Raw genomic sequence first — 23,984 nt, forward strand, 5'->3', positions numbered from 1 at the left:
ATGCGGAGGACGAAGGCTGATTGTGGATAAAGTCCTGCAATTCAATTCGTTTTATGCCATAATGGAACCAAATACGCCCTGGTTTATGGGGATATTGGGACAAAGACGGAGAAATGATTGGAGGAATAATCTTGCATAAAATCGATTTCAATCGTGATCCAGTATTTAAACAAGTTTTTACATGCGCGCCTAATGCGATAGCTCTGGTGTCTATTGACGGAATGATTCGTAAAGTCAATCCATCTTTCTATGAAACTTTGGGTTATACGGAACAAGAAGCAGAAGGACTTGCACTTCAGGAAATTACTCATCCGGCAGATTGGCCGGGGGTGAGCAAACGGCTCGATGAGGTGTTAAGCGGGAATGAATCCTTTGATGAAATAGAGATGCGATGTTTTCAGAAAAACGGCAACTTGATCTGGACGTCGGCAAGGATTTCTATTGTTCGTGATGAGACAGCGAGCCCGCTCTATTTTATCCTTCATATGATTGATATCTCAGAGAAAAAGGCGACACATCAAAGATTGTTAGAGATTGAAGACATGTATAATATGATCTCACAAAATGCTCAAGATATTATTACCTTTGTGAGTCCTGACGGTAAAATTCAGTATGTATCTCCATCAATTTGCGATCTATTGGGCTATGAGCCTGAAGAATTAATAGGCAGAGAGAGTATGGAACTAAATCACCCAGATGATTTATTGCAGATACAGTCCACGTCATTGATCGACCAGAATATATTTACATATCGGGCACGTCATAAAAATGGTACCTATATTTGGCTGGAAACCGCTACAAAGCTTATTCGGGATGAGCAAGGTCATCTGCTGAACATATTAGGGATAGGCCGTGATATTACAGAGCGCAAGATGTATCAGGACAGTCTGGCAGAGGCTCAGCATATTGCAGCGCTGGGAAGTTGGGAAATTGATTTCCTGGAACAAAAGATTACCTTCTCAGATGAATTTTTCCACATATATAATTTGCCCAAAAACAGCTTGCCCACGGACCCGACGGCACTTATCACGCTTATTCATCCCGAAGATCAGGCGCAATTCAAAGCCTTCACAGATCAAGCCAGGCGTGGGGGTCCTTCTAGTTTAGAATTCCGCAATTTGCAGCCCGATGGCTCAATTAAATATATGCAAATACGCGTTTCGGTGTTGTTCGATGAGAATGGAAGGGCGACCCGCATGAATGGAACGACCCAAGATATTACGGAGCGCAAATTAAATGAGTTGAAATTGCAAGAATCGGTAGAGCGGTACAACTCTTTGAAAAAATACAATCATGATGCTGTTATCTCTCTGGACGTCCATGGCAAAATCATTAACACAAATGAGATGGCAGCGAAGCTGACGGGCCACAGCATTGCAGAAATGAGAGGACAAAATATCTCCAAATTCATCAGTGAACAAAATGTAAGCCATATCTTGTCCCACTCGATGGAAGATCTCACCGCAGAGCGAAATATTAATAAAATCAGGCATAGAGACGGTCATGACGTAGAGGTGCTTGTCACGATAGCCCCGATCATTATCAATAAGCAAAACGCCGGATATTATGTCATTGCCAAAGATATGACGGAGCAAAAGGCGCTTCTAATTGCCAAGGAAGCCGCTGAGAAAACAAACAAAGCCAAGAGTGAGTTTCTTGCCATGATGAGCCATGAAATCCGAACACCCATGAATGGCGTGATTGGGATGACAGATTTGCTCCTAAATACGACGGAATTGGATGATGAGCAGCAAGAATATGTTGAAATTATTCATAAAAGCGGCAATACATTGATTACCATTATTAACGATATTCTGGACTTTTCCAAAATCGAAGCTGGTAAAACAGAACTGCAAATGCAATCCATGGATATCAGAGATTGTATTGCCGAGGCCCGTGATGTGCTGCTGCCTAAAGCAACGGAGAAAGATCTCTATGTTGAAATAGATGTCCCGCCAGATATTCCTCGTGCGTTACTAGGCGACTACGATCGTATCAAGCAGATCATGTTGAATATCATCGGCAACGCGATTAAGTTTACCCTGAGCGGCGGAGTGACCATTCGGGTTGAAGACGGGGGAAGCGAGAACGGCAGACGCCAGCTCAAATTTACATTTAAAGACACTGGTATTGGCATACCGAAGGAAAAGCTGATCTATTTGTTTGATCCTTTTCATCAATTGGATAGCTTTATGACACGTAAATCGGAAGGAACGGGATTAGGGTTAGCGATTAGCCGGAAGCTGGTTGAGCTCATGTCCGGAGATATTTGGGTAGAACATACAGACGAGCTTGGGGCAACCTTCGTGTGCACGATTTGGTTGAAGGAACTTGAGGATGAATCCAAGCCAACTCATTTCCCGGCAGATGAGGAGCCGGCTGCGCTGAAGCCTTTGAAAATTTTAATCGCGGAAGATAACGAAATTAACCAGATTATTTTGACAAAAATGATTGAAAAGATGGGCCACATAACAAGTATCGTTGAAAATGGCAATCAAGTTATCCGAGCCTTGGCTTATGATAGGTACGACATCATCTTCATGGACGTCCGCATGCCCGAAATGAATGGGATTGAAGCGACCAGACAGATCAAAGACATGCTGCCGCCGGAACAAATACCTTACATTATTGCGGTTACGGCTAACGCTTTAAAGGGTGATCGTGAAAAGTGTTTGGAAGCTGGTATGGATGATTACATCAGTAAGCCAATAAAAACGGGCATTATATTTGAGATTATTGAGAAGTACCAGAAGCAAATTCAACCTGCAATTAGATAAAAGAAGGCTGCCGACACGAATGTCGGCAGCCTTTTTCACGCAAAGCTTAGAAGCTGGAAGCAAGTTCTTTGGCTTTCGCGATTGCTTTTTCTTTAATCGCCGGAGCTTGATCCGGAGTGAGTGCCATACCTTCAACGAAAAGAGCTTCGAAAGAAGGAATACCGAAGAACAAGGAGATTTTTTTCAAGTAGCTGAAGCCACTTTCCATGGCAGCAGCTGGACCTTCGGAATAGATACCGCCGCTAGCTTGGATATGTAATCCTTTTTTGCTAGTCAGTAGGCCAACAGGACCGTTTTCTGTGTATTTGAACGTTTTACCTGCTACAGCTACGGAATCAACGTAAGCTTTCAAAACTGGAGGGAAGGAGAAATTCCACATTGGGGATACGAATACATATTTGTCAGCAGCAACGAATTGGTCTACAAGCTCGCCTAAGCGTGCAACTTTTGCTTTTTCAGCATCAGTCAGTTGATCAAAAGCTGTACCGGATTGAAGTTTTCCCCAACCGCTGAACACGTCAGCATCGATTGCTGGAACATCTTGTTTGTACAGATCCAGATAGATGACTTCATCGGAAGGATTCGCTTCACGATAAGCGTCAATAAATTCTTTACCTACAGCCAAGCTATAGGATGTTTGGTGATCGTGCGGGTGTGCGGTAATATACAAGACAGTAGACATTAATTGTACTTCCCTTCTATATTTAAAATAATTACAGTTTCATTATAGCTTATTATTAGTAAGTCGGCAATATAAATATAGTAAATAACCGTTTAGGTTATATTAGTGGGATCCGACAGACGAAGGATTTTCGTCAAACGATGTCGAAATGGAGCTTATAGCCTAGCATACATATGATTTTTTACCATGATGACCATAGACGAAAGCAGGGGGAATCCATTGACAATAAGACCGGACTGCTACCGAATTGCTGTATATACGCCGCATGTCGACGGTGATTATTTTGGTAAATTGCTTTCTACCATTAACGAAGAAGCACAAGCCTACAATGCTCAAGTGACAATTATTCAAACATATATGAATTATCCGCATGACACAGCCACGGCACATCCCGTTTTCGCTGAGCATATGGACGCTTGTATTATCATTCTGAAAGCTGTCAGTGAATCTTTTGTGCAAACGATTTCAGAATGGGGGAAACCGTTCGTTTTTATTGGCTACCAAGAAGAAGCGTCCGACTTTTATTCCGTGGTTATAGATAATCGGGGTGGTATGAAAGAGGCTGTTGTTCATTTAATCGATCATGGTCACACGCAGATTGCGTTCGCGGCGGCGATGGCTCATTATGATCAACGCGAGCGCTACGAAGCTTATCGAGAAGCATTGCAGGAAAGAGGGCTTCCGTATCAATCGGAGCTTGTGCTTGATTTGCCCAGCGATATGCAGAATGCCGGCAGAGATGCTGCTTTCACCCTGTTGGATAATGGTCATCCCTTCACGGCTGTTGTAACCGGTTCGGATTCCAATGCCTTCGGCATGATGATAGGGCTGCGGGAAAGAGGAATCGACGTGCCTAGCCAGGTTGCGGTTATTGGCTTTGATGATATTGAGCAAGCTGCCTATCGGACTTTCGAACTTACCACAATTAAGCAGCCGCATCATCAATTGGCGAAGACTGCTTGCGATCTTTTGTTTCGTATGCTGATCAACAAAGAAGTTCCTGAGCAGCGGGTAACGACCATAGCTGTTTCGTTAGTCAAACGATCTTCTTGCGGCTGCTTAGGCGAGGCGAAGCATGTAAAGCAAAGTTTAGAGGAATCGCTTCAAACCGTTGAAAGCCTGCGCTCCACACTAATAGACATCGAGTTCACCAACTATGAGCTTATCCAAGGGCTGATTCGAGCTACTTCGGATGAAAAGGTGGAGCTGTCCAACTTGTTTTGGAACTCGTCGCATTGGGGATATCTGGCGCTATGGGAACTCGGAGACACTGGCAAGGAGCGTCTTGTCATCGATCGTGTATTTAGCAAGAAAAATGAGGCGCTTCCTGCCATTGGTTCGGAATATCCGATAGCTGCGTTCCCGCCTATTGACAATTTGCCCCTATCCGTATCGGCGGAAGGTGGGGATATTGTTCTCGTTCATCCGGTCACAAGTGAAACGCAGGACTGGGGATTCCTAGTGCTTGTCGGGCCGCTTCACACACTGAACCATTTATTCATAAATAACTTAGGACGGCATAGTTATACGATTTTAACAGCGGCACTGGAGCGGGAAAGACTTTATCGGCAAGTCAGTTCGCTGGCGGAGAATCTAGAGATTGTCTCTCGCAATACGAACGATGCGATATGGGATTGGGATCTTATCACGAATAAGATGGAATGGAATTATCGTGTTTATAAAATGCTCGGAAGTATCAGTGTGCACCTGACGCCGGATCCGTTATCTTTACAAGATTTCATTCATCCGAATGATGTGACCAAGATTCGCTGTAAATTGCTAGAGCATTTCGAGCATGGAGTTCCTTATCAGCTCGAATACCGTGTTCGTCAATCCGATGGCGGCTATAAGTGGCTGCACACTGTCGGTGAAGTGATTCGTGATCGGACGGGCCGACCTATTCGGATGATTGGCACGTTCACGGATATCACCAAGAAGAAAGAAGACGAAGAGCGCATTATTCGACTTGCTTACCACGATACGTTGACGGGGCTGCCGAATCGTTCGTATATGCAGGAGCGGCTGGAAGAGGAGATGGAGACAAGCAAAGCGGCAGGCTTGATGCTCGCGGTGCTGATGATCGACCTTGACCGTTTCAAAATCATTAACGATACATTGGGTCATCATGCCGGAGACAGACTGCTGCAGCACACAGCGGAAATGCTGCGCAAGAGTGTGCGCTCCAAGGACACGATTGCCCGTTTGGGCGGGGATGAATTTATCGTCATCCTGCCTGCAGTTCACGGCTCGGCTGAGGTGAAACGGATGGCTGAGCGGATTATTAACTATCTGTCAGAGCCGATCCTCATTGAGGGACAAGAGGCGTATTCGTCTGCAAGTGTCGGGGCTTGTTTCTACCCGGAAGACGGGCTTACAGTAGAAATGTTAATCAAACATGCGGATATGGCGATGTACAAAGCCAAGGAAAACGGGCGCAATCAGATGTGTTTCTACACACCTGCCTTCAGCACGCATCTCGTTCAGAACTTCAATCGGGTCAACCAGCTGCGCAAGGCGATAGAAAGAGAAGAATTCGAACTGCACTATCAGCCGCAGGTTGATGCTATACACCATAAAGTTACTGGAGTGGAAGCACTTCTGCGCTGGAAGTCCTCCGAGTTTGGGATGATTGCACCTTCTGATTTCATTCCGCTTGCTGAAGAAAACGGCCTCATTGTCCCCATTAGCGACTGGGTGCTCAAGGAAGCGTGCCGTCAATTAAAGAAATGGCAGCGCCAAGGGCTGCCTTCCTTCACGATGTCCGTCAATATTTCAGCGCAGCATTTTCAGATTCAGCAATTTTCAAAATGGGTGAAGAAAGTGTTAGCAGAAATCGGAGTCGCCCCATCGTCCATTTGCCTGGAAATTACGGAATCGACGGCCATTCAGAACATGACGTACAGCCGTGAGATGATGCAAGAGCTCGTTGACTGTGGGATTCGTTTTGCCATTGATGATTTCGGTACCGGTCATTCTTCATTAATGCTTCTGAGGCGTCTGCCTTTGCATAATGTCAAGATTGATAAATCTTTCGTTAGCGATATGACGGGGGATGACCGAGATGCCGGCACGATCGTGAAAGCTGTGATTGCGATGAGTCACAGTCTAGGCTTATCCGTCATTGCCGAAGGCGTGGAAACGAAGGAGCAGCTGCTCCAATTAAAGAACCTGAATTGCGATTATATTCAAGGTTACCTCATTGGCCGGCCGATGTCGGCGGAGCAATTTGAAGATTTCCTTGCAGCGAAGCAAACCGAATCATAGATATGGAGCCGAACCAGTAATCCTTAGGGAGAACTGGTTTTTATTTTGCATAAATAAATATTTATATATAGACATAGCATATATCGGCATGATATATTAATAATCGTAATATAAATGAAAAAGTGAAATAAAGGAGGCCGCACCATGAACAGTCAGGATGTCATTCTAGGCATGCTCATGAAACGTTCGTTAACGGGCTATGAAATCAAACAATTATTTGAGGAGTTATTCTCCTATTTCTATAGCTCGAGCTACGGAACAATTTATCCAGTTCTGCATCGCTTGGAGAAGGAAGAGCTGCTTACGAAGGAAAATGTTGTGCAGGAAGGCAAGCCGAATAAAAATGTGTATACCATTACGGAGAAAGGAAAAAGCCAATTTCAAACGTATTTATCAAGCCCCATGGAATGGGACAACGTCAAGTCAGATTTCTTAATGAGGCTTTATTTTGGCCAATACGTTGGAACGGAGCAAGTTATCGCATGGCTGAAAAAGGTTCAAATGCAAACGCAGCAGCACCTTGATCAGTTGAATGCGACGTATTCGCTCTATAGCAAGGAGATGCATCCAGCGCAAATCATCTGCATTCAAATTGGAATTAAAGAGTTTAAGGCCAAACTGGAAACGATTCAAGAAGGTCTGACCCAAATGGAGCAAATAGAAAACGAAGAGAAGAGGGATTAATGTGACAGGTTCAAGTTCAAGCAAGAAGCTTATCATTCTGGCTATGGCACTTGGTTTATTAATGTCATCCTTAGATAATACAATTGTGGCTTCTTGTATTAGTAAGTTAAGCGAAGATTTCAATGTTTTTGATAAAATTAGCTGGGTCTTTACGGCGTATATGCTGGCTGCCACAAGCACAATGCTAGTATTCGGAAAAATGTCTGATTTATTCGGCCGTAAAATGTTCTACATGATTGGGATCGGGATGTTTCTGCTTGGATCTGCCTTATGCGGGGTGGCTCAAAGTGTGGATCAGCTTATCTGGTTCCGTGTTATTCAGGGCATCGGGTCAGGCGCTTTATTTCCAATAAGCTTCACCATTATCTATACCATTTTTAGCGATCCGAAGGATGCGGCCAAAATGTCAGGCGTCTTCGGAGCGATCTTCGGACTCTCCTCTGTAGCAGGTCCGCAATTAGGCAGCTTTATTGCCGAGCATTTTGGCTGGAGATGGAACTTCTATATCAATGTGCCAATCGGCTTGGCTTCAATGATCGTTCTGATGATTGCCTTGAAAGAGACGCGCTCTGAGCGCAAACCCAAAATAGATTATCTGGGAACGGTGTTCCTCATTACTACAACAGTCTCTTTAATGCTTGCCTTGGAATGGGGCGGCAAAAATTACGCATGGAGCTCTTGGCAGGAAATCAGCTTGTTTGCGGTCTCTGTGATCGTTGGCGTCTTATTTATCCTGGTGGAGCTGCGAGTTCCGGAGCCTGTGCTCCCGCTTAGCATTTTTAAGAACAAAATGGTGTTGGGAACCAGTATCATCTGCTTCTGTCAAGGTGTTCTCATGTTCTCAGCCATTACGTATCTGCCTATTTTTACGGTTGGTGTATTAGGCCATGCCAATTCGAATGGCGTATTAACGCCAATGATGGCTTCCTTAATTGCCGGGGCCATACTTTTCGGCTTCTTGCAATCCAAGTTTGCATTCCGCACACTCATGATGATTAGTATGCTGATGACAATTGTAGTAGCATGCTTATTGGTTAATGTTGGCCCGGATGCTTCCAGCGGTTACATGATTGGGCTGATGGTTTTACTGGGGCTTGGTGCCATCGGTCCTTTGATGAGCGTTGCGCAAAGCTCCATTGCAGCCAATGTTGACCCCAAATATATGGGTGTCAGCTCCTCCATTGTTGGTTTCTGGCGCAGCATTGGCGGTATTATGGGGGCCTCCATTATGGCGACAATTGTAAATAACAATCTCAATCAGCTTATTATGGACGGAGCAGCCAAGGTCGGCATTCCCGCGGATAAAATCAGTACATTAGGCAATCCCGAGCTGCTTATGCGGGCAGGAGGGGCAATTCCGCCGGAAATTCGGCAGTTCCTGCAAGTTGCATTGGCCAAAGCCATCAATCATGGCTTTATCTTAAGTATTTGTGTCGGCATCATCGGTGTCATCACCGCACTGTTCGTGGGAACGAGCAGACTCGATGCCACGAAGAAGCAAGAATCCGCTGCCGCGGTGCACGTGTAAGGCTGTATGAATAGGCTGCACACTGTGCGGTGTTCATGCTTCGATTCCACGAACATCGTGAAATCGATGGTTGCTTGCAATTGCGGATGCGGTTGCAGTTAGGGTTAGGTGGCTCCAGCTGGAGCCTCTAAAACAGAAGGAGCTGCCTCTCGGTTATTTCGACTTTTGAGACAGCTTCGAAAATGAAGGCCCCGGATTGTGCAGAAGCACCGAAAACTGCAAAAGTGCAGGCTTTTTCACTGAAATAGCTCAAAAAGAGGAAAAGCCTGCGATTATGCAGGCTTTTTAGGCTTTTGCGCGCCTAGAATGGAAAAAGGTGTAAAAAGCCTGCACAATTGCAGGAATATACGAAAAAGGGGCTGATTCAAGCGCAAAAGGATGCATTATCGCGGGTATTTTTCGCAGCCGCAGCCACTTGTTGAAATTAAGTCGCCAAGTCAGTAAAAAGCTTTGCTCTTGCTTCCTGTACGTGTAGTATTAAATCTGCGAATTCATTGCGGTTTTCTGGCTTCAACGTGCGGCATCGAGTAATTAAGCAAGCTGTAGATCATGATAATTTTATAAGTTGTTAGCAGAGCATTTTGAATTTATTTTCCCTGCCCCTTTGATATGATGATGACAAGAACAACAAGAACAGATAAATGAAAGGGGTATCACAATTTGAAAAAGCTAAGTCAAACAGTAGTAAGCGTTATGCTAGTCGGCGGTTTGCTGGCAGGATGTTCAACATCAAGCAACGGCGGGGCTTCACCTTCAACTTCAAATCCAACTACAGTACCCAAACAAACTGACAATGTTGTGAAAAAAGAAGACAAAGTAAAGCTCACGTTCTGGAGAAACTCGGGGAATGATACAGAGAACGCAGCCTTTGATAAATTAGTCGCTTCGTTCATGCAGAAATATCCGAACATTTCGCTCGAAATGACACCGATTCCTTATTCGGATTATGACACGAAATTAAGAGTATCCATTGCTTCAGGCAGTCCGCCGGATATCATGGCGTTGGATGCTCCAACCGTAGGTTCTTATGCGAATGCGGGTGCATTGAAGCCCTTGACCACGTACTTCAAGACGGATGGGAACATGGATGATGTCCCTAAATCAACGCTTGCAACCTACACGTATCAAAATGAAATATATATGGCGCCTTTAACGGAATCTTCGATTGCCATGTTCTATAACAAAAAGATGTTTCAAGCGAAAGGGATTCCACTCCCTTCCAAAAATCCGGATGAGCCATGGACGTGGGATCAAGTTTTGGATGCCGCGAAGAAAGTGAATGATCCGGCGAACGGCATTTTCGGAATTGATCCCGCGCAGGGCTTCGGAAATGCAGGAGGCACAGCCTACTTCAAGTATCCGATTATTTGGCAGTTCGGCGGGGAGATTATGAGTCCTGACGGCAAAACGTCCAAAGGTTATCTGGACTCCACACAAACGAAGAAAGCGATTCAATTCTTCTCAGATTTGTATAACAAAGATAAAGTATCTGCGCTGGAGTATCCGCCTGATCCATTCCCGAACGGCAAGCTAGCCATTACAATTGATGGTTCTTGGTCACTTTCCAATCTGAAAGAAAAGTTCCCGAATTTCAAGCTGGGTGAGGACTACGACATTGCTCCGCTGCCTAAGGGTACGACACAAGCCGTGGCTAATGGAAGTTGGGCGCTAGGGATTTCCGCAAAAAGCAAGAACCCAGATGAAGCTTGGAAGTTCGTCAATTGGGTAACTGGGCATGACGGACAGAAGACGTACAGCGAAATGACGAAGGATATCCCATCTCGTTACTCGGCAGCGAAGGAATTCCCAGAACTGAGTGAGTACCCGAAAAATATTTTCGTTATCCAGAATCAGAAGTACGGCAGACCGCGTCCGATTACACCGATATTCCCCCAAATGTCCGATACTGTGAACAAAATGTTCGAGGATGTCACCATTGGTAAACGAAATATGGATGCTGCCATTGCAGAAGCCATTACGAGCATCGATAAAGCGTATGCGGATGTAGAGGCGCAGAAGAAAAAGTAAGCCCTTTGAAGATAATAGAGACGAATCATTTTGATGATCGTCTCTTTGTCGTTGTTTCCTGGGAGGGTTGGCATGTATGATAAATAACGGGCTGTGATAAGAAACGGGGGACTGTCATGTTTTTTTCTTTGAGGAGCCGATTGATGGCTGTGTTCTCTGTTTTGCTCATCGTGCCTTTCGCTGCCTTGGCTTATTTTCTTAGTGAAGAAGCGACGAAAACAATTCAATCGTCGATTGAATCCTCAACCGCGCAAACGATTGAACAATTTGCTTCTCATGTGGTTACGCTGCTTACACAGGTGGAAGATACGGGGAATCAGGTTGTCAGCAGTCGAACGACGCAGGATTGGCTTACGGTTCATTTGAATCCAGACAACAGCATTCAGGAACGCGTACTCACGAAGCAAAGATTGCGAGAGTATTTCTCTTCATATGCAGTGAACAACTCCAGTGGGATTTCGATTAGCGCTTTTGCCGAGGATGCCGGAGGGCTATGGACACAAGATACTACGTACAAAAAAAGTGAGTGGTTTCAAGCATTTATGACAGCAAATAAGCGTTGGACAACCGCGCATAAGGATATCGATCAGTCGGACGAATTCATGCGGGTGAGATCGATTAATAGTTTTATTTTTCCGCTCGTTCAGCTGCAATCACTTCGGAATGTTGGATTTATTAAAGTGAATTATCCTACGACATTGCTTCGAAATGCCATTGAGAAAATCCGGATCGGGAAGACCGGGAAAGTCGTTATACTGACACATGAAGGAAATAGCGTTCTCGATCAAAATATTACAGAGGATCAGGGAGTGTTGACGCATGGTCTCCGAGAAATGGATACCAGATTCGAGGGAGAGGCCAGCGGGATATTTCCTATTCAAGATCAAGCGGGGACCCATCTGCTCTTTTTTCGCAGACTGCCTACTCAGAATTGGACCATTATTGGAACAGTTCCCGAAGGGGAATTATATGAGAAGATTACTCAAATTAGAAAAACCATCCTGCTTGTTAGCATTATCCTGCTCATTCTTGTTATTTTAATGGCTTTTTGGTTGTCTGCGGGCATCACTAAGCCGCTCAGTATGATGGGCAAAGCGATGAAACACGTCCAGCGTGGCGAATTTAATCAAGCTCTGCAGGTCATGCCGAAAGTTAGAGAAGGACATAGTGAAGTAGACTATGTGACTGGAGTTTTCGAGCAAATGACGCATCGTTTGCGGTTTTTGATTGAAACAGAGTTTGAAACGAATCTACGTCGAAAGAATGCGGAATATAAAGCTCTGCTGCTTCAAATTAATCCGCATTTTTATAATAATACGCTTGAAATTATTAGCGGTCTGGCTGCGATCAAGCGGGAGGACCTTGTCATGGATGCAACAGAGGCGTTAGGTAAAATGATGAGATACTCCCTCAACTTGAACAGCGATTTGGTCCGTGTTGCCCAAGAATTGGATTATATGCGCGACTATCTGTTCATCCTCTATTTGCGGCATGAAGATCGACTTAAAGTAACGATAGAGGAAGATCCCTCCGCGGCTAATTTCATGATAGCTAAATTCATCGTTCAGCCGCTGGTAGAAAACGCCGTCAAGTACAGTCTGGAGAAGGACGGTGTCGCAGAGGTCACACTGCGGACCAAGGTGGAAGGCGAGCAGTTGATGATCAGTGTTATTGATAATGGAATCGGCATGTCGCCTGAGCTTGTTCGCGATTTATTGAATGAGATTACGATGGGAGATTCCGTTGCTATTCTGAGCAGTGAGGGCCATAGTATCGGACTTCGCAATGTCTTATCACGATGCCGCTTGAATTATGGCGAGCAATTTCAATTGAGGCTGAATTCCAGGTTGGGTGAAGGGACGGAAATGGTCTTGTTTTTTCCTCTCATAAGGAGTTGATGTTTTACATGTATAGAGTGATGCTGATTGATGACGAAGTCGGCGTACGCAATAGTATTAAAGCCAAAATCGATTGGCCATCTGCCGGATTTGCAATTGCCTTAGAAGCAGCCAATGGTCTGGAGGCTATTCAGCTTCTGAGTGACCAGCCGCTTCCGGATGTAATTATTACCGATGTCCGAATGCCGCAAATGGATGGTATAGCGTTCATCAAAGCTTGCAAGGAGAAGTTCCCTCAGCTGCGCATCATCGTCCTTTCCGGTTATTCCGATTTTGAATATATGAAAGCAGCGATCCAGCTAGGGGTAAAGGATTACTTATTAAAGCCCGTCGTGCGCAGTGAATTAACGGCGCTGCTTGGCAAGCTGTCCGATGAATTGGAAGATGACCGCAATCGGCTGCGGGAGCTGGATCAAGAGGAAATGAAAAGTAATCAACAACTCCAAATGATGCAAGAACAACTGATTTGGCAGCTGGTGAAGGATGAATGGTTCAGTGTGCCGACGGTGAAGGAACGGATGCAGCAATTACAGCTGTCTTCCTTGGCCATCGATGACGTGCCTGCGCAGTTTGCGACTGTCGAGATGAGAATTCCCCAAGGACGATTGGATGATTGGAGTGAGCGGAAGGACTTGCTGCACTTGGCGTTCCAGATGATTTGCCGGGAATCGGTCGAGAGCTGGGAGCAGGTTTACCCTTTTTATCCCATCAGTCATCCGGCTATGATGCATTTTCTAATACTTATTGATGACCCTAAGCGGCATAGTAAATTCATGGATGACTTCGTTCGTAAGCTTAAACGGAACATCAAGACCTTTTTAAGGGTAGAGAGCGTGCTTGGCATTGGTGAAGCCATTAACGGGTTAAGGCAGTTGAAGGATGGTTATGCCTCAAGTATGCTGGCTTGGAGTCAAGGTACGATCCATACAGAGAAGGCGGATTCGTTGAGCAATATGCTAGCCTTAACGCATGCATTCTCACCGGAAGTGGAGAGGAAGTTGATGCAAACGATTGAAAGTCTCGATATGCCTGCCTTTACGAAGCAGGTACATACCATTTTCTCAGCCGATCGAGACACGCCGATGTTCGTATTCACTTTCTTGACGCTACGGATCATTTTATTGTTTAACGCGATTGCCAAGAAGTTCGAGCTCGGGGACTCGTCCCTACAAAGCTATCTGTGGAATTGTCAGATGACTGTAAGAGACTATTCCTCCAGAGAGCAGGTGTTGGAGCAGCTTCATGACATGGCCCAGCTGGTGATGAATGAAGTGAGAAAAACGAGGTTTTCGAGCGGCCAACAGATGATCGAAGCCATTCGTAACTATGTGGATGAGAACTATTCCTATGAACTCACGTTGGCTTCCTTGGCTGACATGTTTCATCTCAACGAAACTTATTTATCTGGCTTGTTTAAGCAGTCTGTGGGTGCTACTTTCAGCGATTATGTCACGAGATTGCGGTTAAGCAAGGCAGCGGTGTTATTGCAGGAAAATGAACTGAAGCTGACGGATATTGCTACACTCGTTGGTTATTCAAGCCCAAGCTACTTCAGTACAGCATTTAAAAAGAGCTACGGTAAAGGTCCTAAGGAGTATCGAGAAGAATTACTGGGCAAATAGGTGAAGTGAGTATGCATAAAAAGATGTTAAGCCCCTGCGGATGCAGCGGGCTTATTCTCATTGCAAATCAAATTGAAAGGAAACTCCCGATCATTTTGAAATCTTTCTTCGTACAGACTCGGTACAATGGCCATACAGAAAAGATAACAGCGTGATCAAGGAGGAAGTATGCGAAGGAAAATAGCGTTAGTAGTGGCTGCAACTATCATACTTCTGGGATTAGGGGTGACGGTTCTGGTTAAAGGTGATAGGAAATCGAACAATTTAGCTGAAAGCTCAGCATTTAGGTATGTGAGCAAACCCAATTATTATACGGAAAAGTTCCGTCCGCAGTATCACTTGTCGCCGGAATCTGGCAATTTGAGCGATCCGAATGGGATGGTTTATTTTGAAGGCGAGTATCATCAATTTTATCAAAACAGTGGTCAATGGGGACATGCGGTAAGCAAAGATCTGATTCACTGGGAACATCTCCCTGTAGCCTTGACTAGAGATTCGCTGGGAGAAATCTGGTCAGGAAGCGCGGTGGTTGACAAGAAGGATAGCAGCGGATTTTTTGGCGGCAAAGCAGGGTTAGTAGCCATATTTACTCATTTTAAAGGCGGCATTCAATCGCAAAGCATCGCCTATAGTGTGGATAAAGGCCGGACATGGACCAAATACGAAGGAAATCCGGTCATTCCGAATCCGGGTTTGAAGGATTTTCGCGACCCTAAGGTCATGTGGCATGAGCCTACGCATGCTTGGGTGATGGTCGTTTCCGTCGATAACCGCGTTCAATTTTACACATCGTCGGACTTGAAAGCATGGAAAATGACCAGTGAATTCGGGAGCGATCAGGGTTCGCACGCCGCGGTATGGGAATGTCCGGATTTGTTTGAGCTCCCAGTGGAGGGCTCCAAAACAAAGAAGTGGGTATTAGCGGTAAGCATCGGCAGCAATAGTGCGACGAAGGGTTCCACAGCGCAATATTTCGTCGGTACGTTTGATGGGAAAATGTTCAAGAATGACAACAAACCGTCAGATACGCTATGGACCGATTACGGAAAAGACTTCTATGCGGCTGTGTCTTACTCGGATATTCCAGCCGAAGACGGACGCCGGATCTGGCTGAGCTGGATGTCCAATTGGCGCTATCCATTCACGATGCCGACGGGTAACTGGAAAGGCAACATGTCCATACCGCGTGAGCTCCGATTAAGAAACATCCCAGACCAAGGGTTGCGATTGATCCAGGAGCCTGTGAAAGAACTCCAGACATTGCGCGGCAAAGAATCTGTCTTGTCCAAGCAGGAGCTGACGACGGGGCATAATCCATTCGAAGCCATTAAGGGAACTTCCTATGAGTTGGCAGCCGAATTATCCGTTCAGCCGAATGCCAAATTAGCGTTCCAGTTACGTAAAGGAAACGATCAGGAGACAGTGGTCAGCTATGATGCTAAGACGGAGCAGTTGATCGTAGATCGTACCCACGCGGGCATCGCCTCTTTCGAGAAAGGCTTTGCAGAGAGCGTTTCTGCGCCGTTGAAGTTGAAAGACGGCAAGCTTAGGCTCCGATTTTTCGTAGATGAAGCTAGTCTTGAGGTATTTGCCAACGATGGCGAAGCTGTCGTCACTAGCCTTATTTTCCCTGATTCGACCAGCAATCGACTGGCTCTATCGGTAGTGGAAGGCAGCGCAACTCTGAATGAAGCCCGTTATTATCCGATGCAAACGATCTGGCGGGAAGAGGACGTGAACGACGTGAAGCCACAGCGTATTGTACTCAGCAAGAACTCGCTCGATGTACCTGTGAACGGCAGTCAGCAAGTTGAAGCTTCGGTTATTCCACTAAGCGCTCCGCAGCAATTGAAATGGGAATCTAGCAGCAATGGAATTGCTACGGTTTCGGAGGTTGACGGAGGGGTTGCAGTTCAGGGAGTTCAGGCCGGACAGGCGGAGGTCAAAGCGATTAGCCAGGATGGCAGTGTGACCTCGAGTTTTCAAGTGTTTGTATATGATGGAAAATGATCTAAGTGGAATGGAGAGATGACCGATGGATTCTGCGATACAAAGAAAAAAAACATCGCAAAGCTTCCGAAAGCATGAGCAAGCGACAGCGTTCTGGTTTATTTTTCCTGCGATAGTTTTGTTGCTTGTCTTTGTGTTCTACCCAATGCTGCAAGCCTTCATCATCAGTTTCAAAAACTATTCGTTAGTTGGCGAAGGTGATGTCTTTGTCGGCATCGATAATTATGTTCATTTAATGAAAGATCGGGCATTCTTTAACAGTCTGAAGCATTCCTTTTATTTTGCGCTTGTCGTCATTCCGATTCAAACGAGTATTGCATTGGGGCTTGCTTTGTTGATTCAGAAAAAAACAGCGGCAGCGGGTCTGTTTCGGACCCTGTATTTCATTCCCGTTATCATTTCTACAGCGGTGGCAGCAACCGTCTTTAAACTCATTTACAACAAAGAATTCGGCTTGCTGAACAGTGTGCTCAAAGCGTTCCACCTACCGGTGACGAGCTTTCTATCCAATCCGGATACAGCGATGAATGGGATTATTTTACTCGGGATTTGGAAAGGCGCCGGATTTTTCATGATTATTTTTCTGGCTGGCTTGAATAACATTTCCCCTGATTTATATGAAGCAGCAAGAGTGGATGGGGCATCGCGTATTCAACAGTTTTTCAAAATTACACTGCCGTTGTTGAACCGTACCATGGCCTTTGTTGTAATCATGACGACGATTGATGCCATCAAGCTGTCAGGGCTTGTCTTCGTTATGACTAATGGCGGACCAAACAGCTCAACGGAAACCGTCGTGTTCTACATCTACAAGCAGGCTTTTACCCAAATGAGAATGGGTTATGCGACAGCGGCGGCATTTGTTCTTTTTGCGATCGTATTAACTATTTCACTTATCCAAATGAAGCTGTTTAATAAAGAGGGTGATTAAAATCAGGAGGGGAAACGCTGTGATGAAGAGGATAGCCAACATCGTAAGATTGATCATCATGATTGTGATCGCTCTAATTTCTGTCGCTCCTATCCTATGGATGGTCGCGGGCTCATTTCGTCCGTATCAGGAGCTTTTTAAATATACGTCGCTAAATGTTCATCTTCTGATCCCTGTGGAATGGACGGGACGCAATTTTCATAATGTCATCTTCAATGCACGCAATCCGTTTCTACGCTATATCTGGAATACCATGTTCGTAGCTTCGGTCGTAACGGCTTTGGTGCTCATCATCAATGCCATGGCGGCATTCGCATTTGCCAAACTCAAGTTTCGCTTCAAACCGTTTGTCTTCGCCTTATTTATGTCAGCGATGATTATTCCTGGTGAAGTTACACTCGTGCCAAACTACCTGCTTATGCATGATTTGGGTTGGCTCAATTCCTACAAAGCCTTGATCATCCCTTCGATGCTGTCCGTCTTTGGCATCTTTATGCTGCGTCAATTTTTCGCGGAAGTCCCGAACGAAATGATGGAAGCGGCGCGTATTGATGGAGCCAGTCTGCCGCGGACCTTCGTTGCTATCGTGCTCCCGGCGGCAGTACCTGCGCTTATTACTCTTGGTCTTATGACATTCCTGGGCAACTGGGATTCTTATCTCTGGCCGCTTATTGTGATTAATGATCAGAAAATGCAAATGATCCAAGTGGGAATTTCCACGTTTTCTTCTAATGAAGGGACGGATTGGTCCAAAGTATTAGCGGCGAACACCTTATCGACAGTACCGATTCTTTTATTATTCCTGTTCTTGCAGCGGTACTATATCCAGGGGATTACGATGTCAGGCATAAAGGGTTAATTTATTTGGATTCGGCATACAAGTGAAGAAAGGAAGCTCTAGGATGAAATATGATGCAGTAGCACTTGGGGAGTACCTTATTGATTTTACACCACATGGCTTATCAGAATCGGGGCAGCTAATGTTTGAGCGCAATCCGGGAGGTGCTCCCGTTAATGTGCTAGCGGCTATGGCTAAACTTGGAATGAAGACGGGATTTATTGGAAAAGTGGGAACAGATCCTTTCGGCGTATATTTGCGGCAAGCCTTGCTGGAACAGGGAGTATCGGATTCGGGACTTGTGGTGTCCGACGAAGCCCATACAACGATGGCTTTCATTCACTTGGATGAGCAGGGGGAGAGATCCTTTCACTTCTCTCGAAAGCCTGGGGCTGACCAACTGCTGAGAGAGGATGAGGTTGATCCTGCTATGCTGGAGGGAACGCGGATTTTTCATTTTGGATCTATTTCAATGACAGCGGAACCTTCCTACACGGCGACAATTCAATCGGCTCAGCGAGCGAAGGCGAGTGGCGTTCTGATTTCTTATGATCCCAACTGGCGCCCTTCCTTATGGGAAAACGAGCAGCATGCTAGGGAGACTATTCAAGTAGGCTTAAGTTTTGCGGATATCGTTAAAGTTTCTGACGAAGAGATCGTTTTTCTTACTGGGCAGCAGGATCTTGAGCTTGCATCGAGGCAATTGATGGAGCGCTATTCGATTCAACTACTGTTAGTAACTGCAGGAGCTAAAGGCTCATTTTATCGAATGAGCAGCTGGTGGGGGCTGGTTGACAGCTTCTCCGTTCAAACGATAGATACAACCGGTGCAGGGGATGGCTTTTTTGGAGCATTTCTATTCCGCATTGTAAAGTTGGGAAAATCTTTGCTGGCTTGGAGTGAAGAAGATCTTTGCAACGCGCTCATCTTCGCGAATGCCGCAGGTGCTTTAGCAGCAACTCGCAAAGGGGCAATCCCTTCTTTAGGAACATTAGAAGAAATTAATACTTTAATCAGAGAAGGTGAATGAGGATGAGCAATCAAGCTGGAACGGAACAAAACGGGGCTCATAAGCAACTGATCGCTCGAGCGAATCAAGCACTGGAGTTAGCGTCAACCGACACGACGGAGGATAACTTTAGACTTCATTATCATCTGATGCCACCCGCGGGCTGGATGAATGATCCGAATGGTCTTATTTATTATAAAGGGGACTACCATGCTTTCTATCAGCACTATCCTTACGAATCCAAATGGGGACCGATGCATTGGGGGCATGCCAAAAGTAAAGATTTGGTGCATTGGGAGCACCTGTCAATCGCCTTAGCGCCATCTGAATCCTACGATGCAGGAGAAAGCGGTGGGTATGGCTGCTGGTCGGGAAGCGCAGTCGAGGATAACGGCTTGCTGACGTTGATCTACACAGGCCATGTGGATGGAAGTACACCGACCGAGGTTCAGTGCATCGCTACAAGCGCAGATGGAATTAATTTTGATAAAGCGGCCTATAATCCGGTTATCTCAAGGCCTCCACAGGAAGGCGGATTCGGATTTCGAGATCCGAAAGTATGGCAGCATGACGGCGTATGGTACATGGTGATTGGATACGGGAAAGATGGGCTGGGCAAAACACTCCTGTATAAGTCCCCAAATCTGCGGGATTGGACCTATATCGGAATTGCTGCTGAAAGCGACGGCACAATGGGCGATATGTGGGAATGCCCGGATTTATTTCCTCTGGGGAGTAATGATGATCATGTACTAATTATTTCCCCAATGAATATGGGCGCAACGAAGACGATGTATCTAATCGGCAAGCTTAGCTATAAGACGGGCATATTCGATTGCCACTATGCTGAGCGGTTGGACTACGGCTTCGATTTCTATGCGCCGCAAACGTTTATAGATGGAAAGGGAAGACGTATTCTCATTGGTTGGATGAATATTTGGGGAGCACATTATCCGGAGCAGGAGCGTGGTTGGCTAGGAGCTTTTACACTTCCTCGCGAGCTTGCACTTGCCGAGGATGGAACCTTGCGCATGCAGCCAGTCGAGGAATTAACAACATTGAGGGGAACTCATCGACGTGTAGATCAGCGTACTATTTATACAGATACTATTGTCCCACTGCCGGATATTCAAGGGGATGTCCTGGAACTTATCGTTCTTTTTGACACGAAACAGTTAGCTGATGACGCCGAGTTTGGCTTGCTGCTTCGCTGCTCGGAAGAGGGCGACGAATATACGGAAATCACATATACCGCAGAGGATTGCAAGTTGAAAGTAGATCGTACGCATTCGGGTGCAGGAGAGTTGGGTGTAAGTGACGTAAATCTGGCTCCTCTTGAAAATGGTTTGATTCAGCTGCAGATTTTCATGGATCGCTCCTCCGTCGAACTCTTTGCGAATAACGGGCTAAAAACCATCACAAACCGAATTTATCCAAAACATGACAGCCTGGGAATCAAGCTTTTCGCCAGGAAGGGAGACGCCCAGCTGGTGAGTCTGGATGTTTGGGAATTATCCAAAGAAATCTAGCAGATTGCTGATTTTATGGTTAAGCATTGCATATAATGAACAACAGCAAAAGCCTTCAGCTCCACATTTATCGTGGTGTTGAAGGTTTTTGCTCGTGTTGTTTGGATTTAAGCATTTAGTTAGATGAAGGAGTGTTTAGTTTTGATATGCTAGGAGAGCTGTAGGGACGCTGACATCCGAGGCAACGACCAGGGTTCAGCAACGCAAAACCTGCAAAAGTGCAGGTAATTTCCTTAGAAATAGCTTGGAAAAAGGAAAAGCCTGCGATTATGCAGGAATTTTAACTTTTTGCTCACCAAAATCAGAAATGAGCCACAAAAGCCTGCACAATTGCAGGAATATATGAAAAAGGGGCTGGTTCAAGCGCAAAAGGATGCATTATCGCAGGTATTTTGCAGCCTGAGCTTGGAGCCGCAGCAAGGAGTAGCTATAGCTACAGTTCTAGCTAAAGCTCTGAGGTACCCGCACCCATAAAGGTAAGCGTAGCCCCAGATAAATACCACGACCACCGCGACCAGCAACACGACCACCAACACCAGCACCAACACCAGCACCAACACCAGCACCAACACCAGCACCAACACCAGCACCAGCACCAACACCAGCACCAACACCAACACCAACACCAACACCAACACCAACACCAACACCAACACCAACACCAACACTCGCACGAGTACCCGAACCCCGACCCAACACCCGCATCCACAACCATACCACTTTACGATCGTCCCCGCGTTGTGTGCATCTCAACTTAAGCCTATAATAGAAGTTAGACACATGAAACGACGACAACATACAACTTCAAAATAAAAAAAGAACGGTGGATGTTCATGGACGGTAAAACGGTGCTGCGTAAAATGGGCAGCTCGGATTTAGCGCTTTCTCCCCTTGGACTTGGCTGCTGGCAGTTCAGCAACGCGCAAGGGATGGTCGGCAAATTCTGGCCGGCTTTGGGCAAAGACGATGTACTTCGCATCGTTCAAACCAGCCTGAAAGGCGGTATCAATTGGTTCGATACGGCTGAAGTGTATGGCAAAGGTCAATCCGAGCAGATGCTGGCTGAAGCTTTGCGCAAATCAGGTGCCTTGGCGAATAGCGCTCATATCGCTACGAAATGGTGGCCGGTATTCCGCACGGCTAGCAGCATTACGTCGACGATCAATGAACGCATGCGCTTGCTGGATCATCGAACAATTCACCTGCATCAGGTTCATCAACCATACTCGTTTTCATCGGTACGCAGCGAGATGAATGCCATGGCTGAGCTTGTGAAACAGGGCCACATCAAGAATGTAGGCGTTAGCAACTTTTCCGCAGAGAAGATGCGTGAAGCCGATCGTGTGCTTCGTGAACATGGGCTCCGGCTCGTTTCGAACCAAGTGAAGTATAGCTTGCTCGATCGCCGTATTGAGCAGAATGGCATCATGGACGCAGCAAAGGAGCTGGGTATTGCCATCATAGCCTACTCTCCGCTTGAGCAGGGTATCCTTAGCGGCAAGTTCCACAAGAATCCCGCGCTGGTAAAAGCGATCAAAGGTCCGCGCAAATGGGCGTCCGCCTTTCGTGAGTCCGGTTTGCGCAAGTCGCAGCCTTTGATTAGTCTGCTTGAGGAGCTGTCGCACAATTACGATGCCTCGCCAACTCAAATTGCGCTGAATTGGCTGATTCATGCGCACGGTGACACCGTATTCGCCATCCCAGGCGCATCCAAAATGCATCACGCCGAGGAAAATGTGAAGGCGATGCAATTCACCCTTTCTACTGACGAGATTCAGCAAGTAAACAACATTTCAAAGCAAGTGTTGGCTAAATAGTGAAGTACTAGCAGCTCAAGAAAGCCTTCATCGCCGAAATTTGGCGCTATGAGGGCTTTCTTTCATATAATCATTTGCAAGACAATTACACATTCTCTTTTGCTAATAAGTAAACTTTCACATTTTTCTTTACGCCGAATTCCTGAGCTTCACTGAGATCGTTCATGAACACATCAATTCTAGAACCTCGAATGGCTGAACCGATATCCTCGGCTTTACGTATGCCGATTCCTTCAATAAAAACGGTCGACCCTAGCGGGATCACAGCGGGGTCCACGGCGATGGTGCGGCCTTCTTTTGCCTTTTTGCCGCTGTAGGTGATTCCGTATTCAGGATGAGATGCCTTTTTACCTGTGGATTCGAATCCTGCCGTATAGGCTGTCAGTGTGGTATTTATCACTTTTTGAATGATTTTGGGTTGTTCATTTGTTATGCCGCCGTTTGTTTCACTTATTGGAATCGTAATATTCTGCCCTATGGTAAGACGGTTAGGGTTTTGAATATCGTTACTCGCAATTAACATGTTGACATCCACATCGAAATCTCGTGCAATCTTATAAAGTGTATCTCCTCGATTCACTAGGTACTGTCTGGAAGAAGGTACATGGACAGGTGCAGGTTCTTCAATTTGTTCGGCAGCGCTCTTACTGGATGACATGCTGTATGAGGGTGGGAGACCCAAGTCCTCATCACCGACAGGATAAGAGTAAGCGGGTTCCACCTGAGATAAACTAATCCATATAGGAAGTACTAAAGCCATAAAGCAAATTTTACGAAACATGATTGCTCCTCCTCTTAGAAAAATTAGTAGAGTTATAGCTACTAGATTCGGCCAATTTTAATAGTTATATACATGGGGCAAATAGAAGTTTTAATAATCGCGAAAATCTGTCCAGAAAGAAGAATAAAAAAAATGTCGAATTGGGATAATATGACATTGCCAAATGCTTCATGCCCGTGGTATATTATCACTCCGGCCGCAAGATGGCTGGAAAATAGTAACTCAAAAAAAAGTAGTTGCATTAAAAAACTCAGCATGGTATATTACTTTTCGCTGCTTCGGTAACACGGCAGTGAGCGAAAGAAATTGATCTTTGAAAACTGAACAACGAGTGAGTAAGCACGAACGAGCAATCGTTCAAAAAGAGATTGCAAAATCTCGCTAGCAAGTCAATTGAGCATTTCAGCTTTCAGATATACGGACGAGCAATCGTTCGCTACTATGGAGAGTTTGATCCTGGCTCAGGACGAACGCTGGCGGCGTGCCTAATACATGCAAGTCGAGCGGAGTATTTCCTTCGGGAAATGCTTAGCGGCGGACGGGTGAGTAACACGTAGGTAACCTGCCTATCAGATCGGGATAACTA

The 23,984-nt window shown here is 45.8% G+C and carries 16 protein-coding genes and 1 rRNA gene; 14 read left to right on the forward strand and 3 right to left on the reverse strand.

Annotated features, from left to right (window positions below; all coding sequences use genetic code 11):
- Positions 1-131: 131 nt before the first annotated feature.
- Positions 132-2,777, forward strand: a complete 2,646-nt coding sequence (locus BC351_RS33990) for a PAS domain S-box protein (RefSeq protein ID WP_158082323.1) — start codon at positions 132-134, stop codon at positions 2,775-2,777.
- 46 nt (positions 2,778-2,823) lie between these two features.
- Here the strand turns inward: BC351_RS33990 and BC351_RS33995 are convergent, their stop codons facing one another.
- On the reverse strand, positions 2,824-3,459 hold the full coding sequence (locus BC351_RS33995) for an FMN-dependent NADH-azoreductase (protein ID WP_079419460.1): 636 nt from the start codon (positions 3,457-3,459) through the stop codon (positions 2,824-2,826).
- Between the two features lie 219 nt (positions 3,460-3,678).
- On the opposite strand from BC351_RS33995, the gene BC351_RS34000 reads away from it, so the two are divergent.
- The 11 genes from BC351_RS34000 (at position 3,679) to BC351_RS34050 (ending at position 20,800) form a co-directional block, all read left to right on the forward strand.
- Positions 3,679-6,723, forward strand: coding sequence for an EAL domain-containing protein (locus BC351_RS34000; protein WP_158082324.1), 3,045 nt, complete (start codon positions 3,679-3,681; stop codon positions 6,721-6,723).
- 144 nt (positions 6,724-6,867) lie between these two features.
- On the forward strand, positions 6,868-7,407 hold the full coding sequence (locus BC351_RS34005) for a PadR family transcriptional regulator (protein ID WP_079419464.1): 540 nt from the start codon (positions 6,868-6,870) through the stop codon (positions 7,405-7,407).
- A gap of 1 nt (position 7,408) precedes the next feature.
- Complete coding sequence (locus BC351_RS34010) at positions 7,409-8,935, forward strand: DHA2 family efflux MFS transporter permease subunit (protein ID WP_244209267.1); 1,527 nt, start codon at positions 7,409-7,411, stop codon at positions 8,933-8,935.
- 660 nt (positions 8,936-9,595) lie between these two features.
- Complete coding sequence (locus BC351_RS34015; RefSeq protein WP_244209268.1) at positions 9,596-10,963, forward strand: ABC transporter substrate-binding protein; 1,368 nt, start codon at positions 9,596-9,598, stop codon at positions 10,961-10,963.
- Positions 10,964-11,106: 143 nt separating this feature from the next.
- Entirely contained in the window at positions 11,107-12,861 is a 1,755-nt protein-coding gene (locus tag BC351_RS34020; RefSeq protein ID WP_244209269.1) for a sensor histidine kinase, read from the forward strand.
- A gap of 8 nt (positions 12,862-12,869) precedes the next feature.
- Entirely contained in the window at positions 12,870-14,483 is a 1,614-nt protein-coding gene (locus tag BC351_RS34025; RefSeq protein ID WP_079419468.1) for a response regulator transcription factor, read from the forward strand.
- Positions 14,484-14,651: 168 nt separating this feature from the next.
- Complete coding sequence (locus BC351_RS34030; protein ID WP_079419470.1) at positions 14,652-16,493, forward strand: GH32 C-terminal domain-containing protein; 1,842 nt, start codon at positions 14,652-14,654, stop codon at positions 16,491-16,493.
- 25 nt (positions 16,494-16,518) lie between these two features.
- The gene (locus BC351_RS34035) at positions 16,519-17,424 is read left to right on the forward strand and encodes a carbohydrate ABC transporter permease (RefSeq protein WP_144028612.1); all 906 of its coding nucleotides are present in this window, start codon (positions 16,519-16,521) and stop codon (positions 17,422-17,424) included.
- 22 nt (positions 17,425-17,446) lie between these two features.
- Positions 17,447-18,283 carry a carbohydrate ABC transporter permease gene (locus BC351_RS34040; protein ID WP_079419472.1) on the forward strand — a complete coding sequence of 279 codons (837 nt, stop codon included), beginning with the start codon at positions 17,447-17,449 and terminating at the stop codon, positions 18,281-18,283.
- Between the two features lie 43 nt (positions 18,284-18,326).
- Positions 18,327-19,292 (forward strand): PfkB family carbohydrate kinase, encoded by a 966-nt coding sequence (locus BC351_RS34045; RefSeq protein WP_079419474.1) that lies wholly within the window; start codon positions 18,327-18,329, stop codon positions 19,290-19,292.
- A gap of 2 nt (positions 19,293-19,294) precedes the next feature.
- Positions 19,295-20,800, forward strand: coding sequence for a glycoside hydrolase family 32 protein (locus BC351_RS34050; RefSeq protein ID WP_244209270.1), 1,506 nt, complete (start codon positions 19,295-19,297; stop codon positions 20,798-20,800).
- A 441-nt stretch (positions 20,801-21,241) separates the two neighbouring features.
- On the opposite strand, the gene BC351_RS42820 is transcribed toward BC351_RS34050, so the two are convergent.
- Positions 21,242-21,496: a hypothetical protein gene (locus tag BC351_RS42820; protein WP_167388052.1), complete on the reverse strand. Its 255-nt coding sequence runs from the start codon at positions 21,494-21,496 to the stop codon at positions 21,242-21,244.
- Between the two features lie 137 nt (positions 21,497-21,633).
- Here BC351_RS42820 and BC351_RS34060 point away from each other — a divergent pair, with 137 nt between their 5' ends.
- Positions 21,634-22,617, forward strand: a complete 984-nt coding sequence (locus BC351_RS34060; RefSeq protein WP_079419480.1) for an aldo/keto reductase — start codon at positions 21,634-21,636, stop codon at positions 22,615-22,617.
- Positions 22,618-22,702: 85 nt separating this feature from the next.
- Here the strand turns inward: BC351_RS34060 and BC351_RS34065 are convergent, their stop codons facing one another.
- Positions 22,703-23,398, reverse strand: a complete 696-nt coding sequence (locus BC351_RS34065) for a 3D domain-containing protein (RefSeq protein ID WP_079419482.1) — start codon at positions 23,396-23,398, stop codon at positions 22,703-22,705.
- A 438-nt stretch (positions 23,399-23,836) separates the two neighbouring features.
- On the opposite strand from BC351_RS34065, the gene BC351_RS34075 reads away from it, so the two are divergent.
- Positions 23,837-23,984 (forward strand): 16S ribosomal RNA (locus BC351_RS34075); the annotation flags it as partial.

The sequence above is a fragment of the Paenibacillus ferrarius genome, from assembly GCF_002027705.1.
Classification (GTDB): Bacteria; Bacillota; Bacilli; order Paenibacillales; family NBRC-103111; genus Paenibacillus_E; species Paenibacillus_E ferrarius.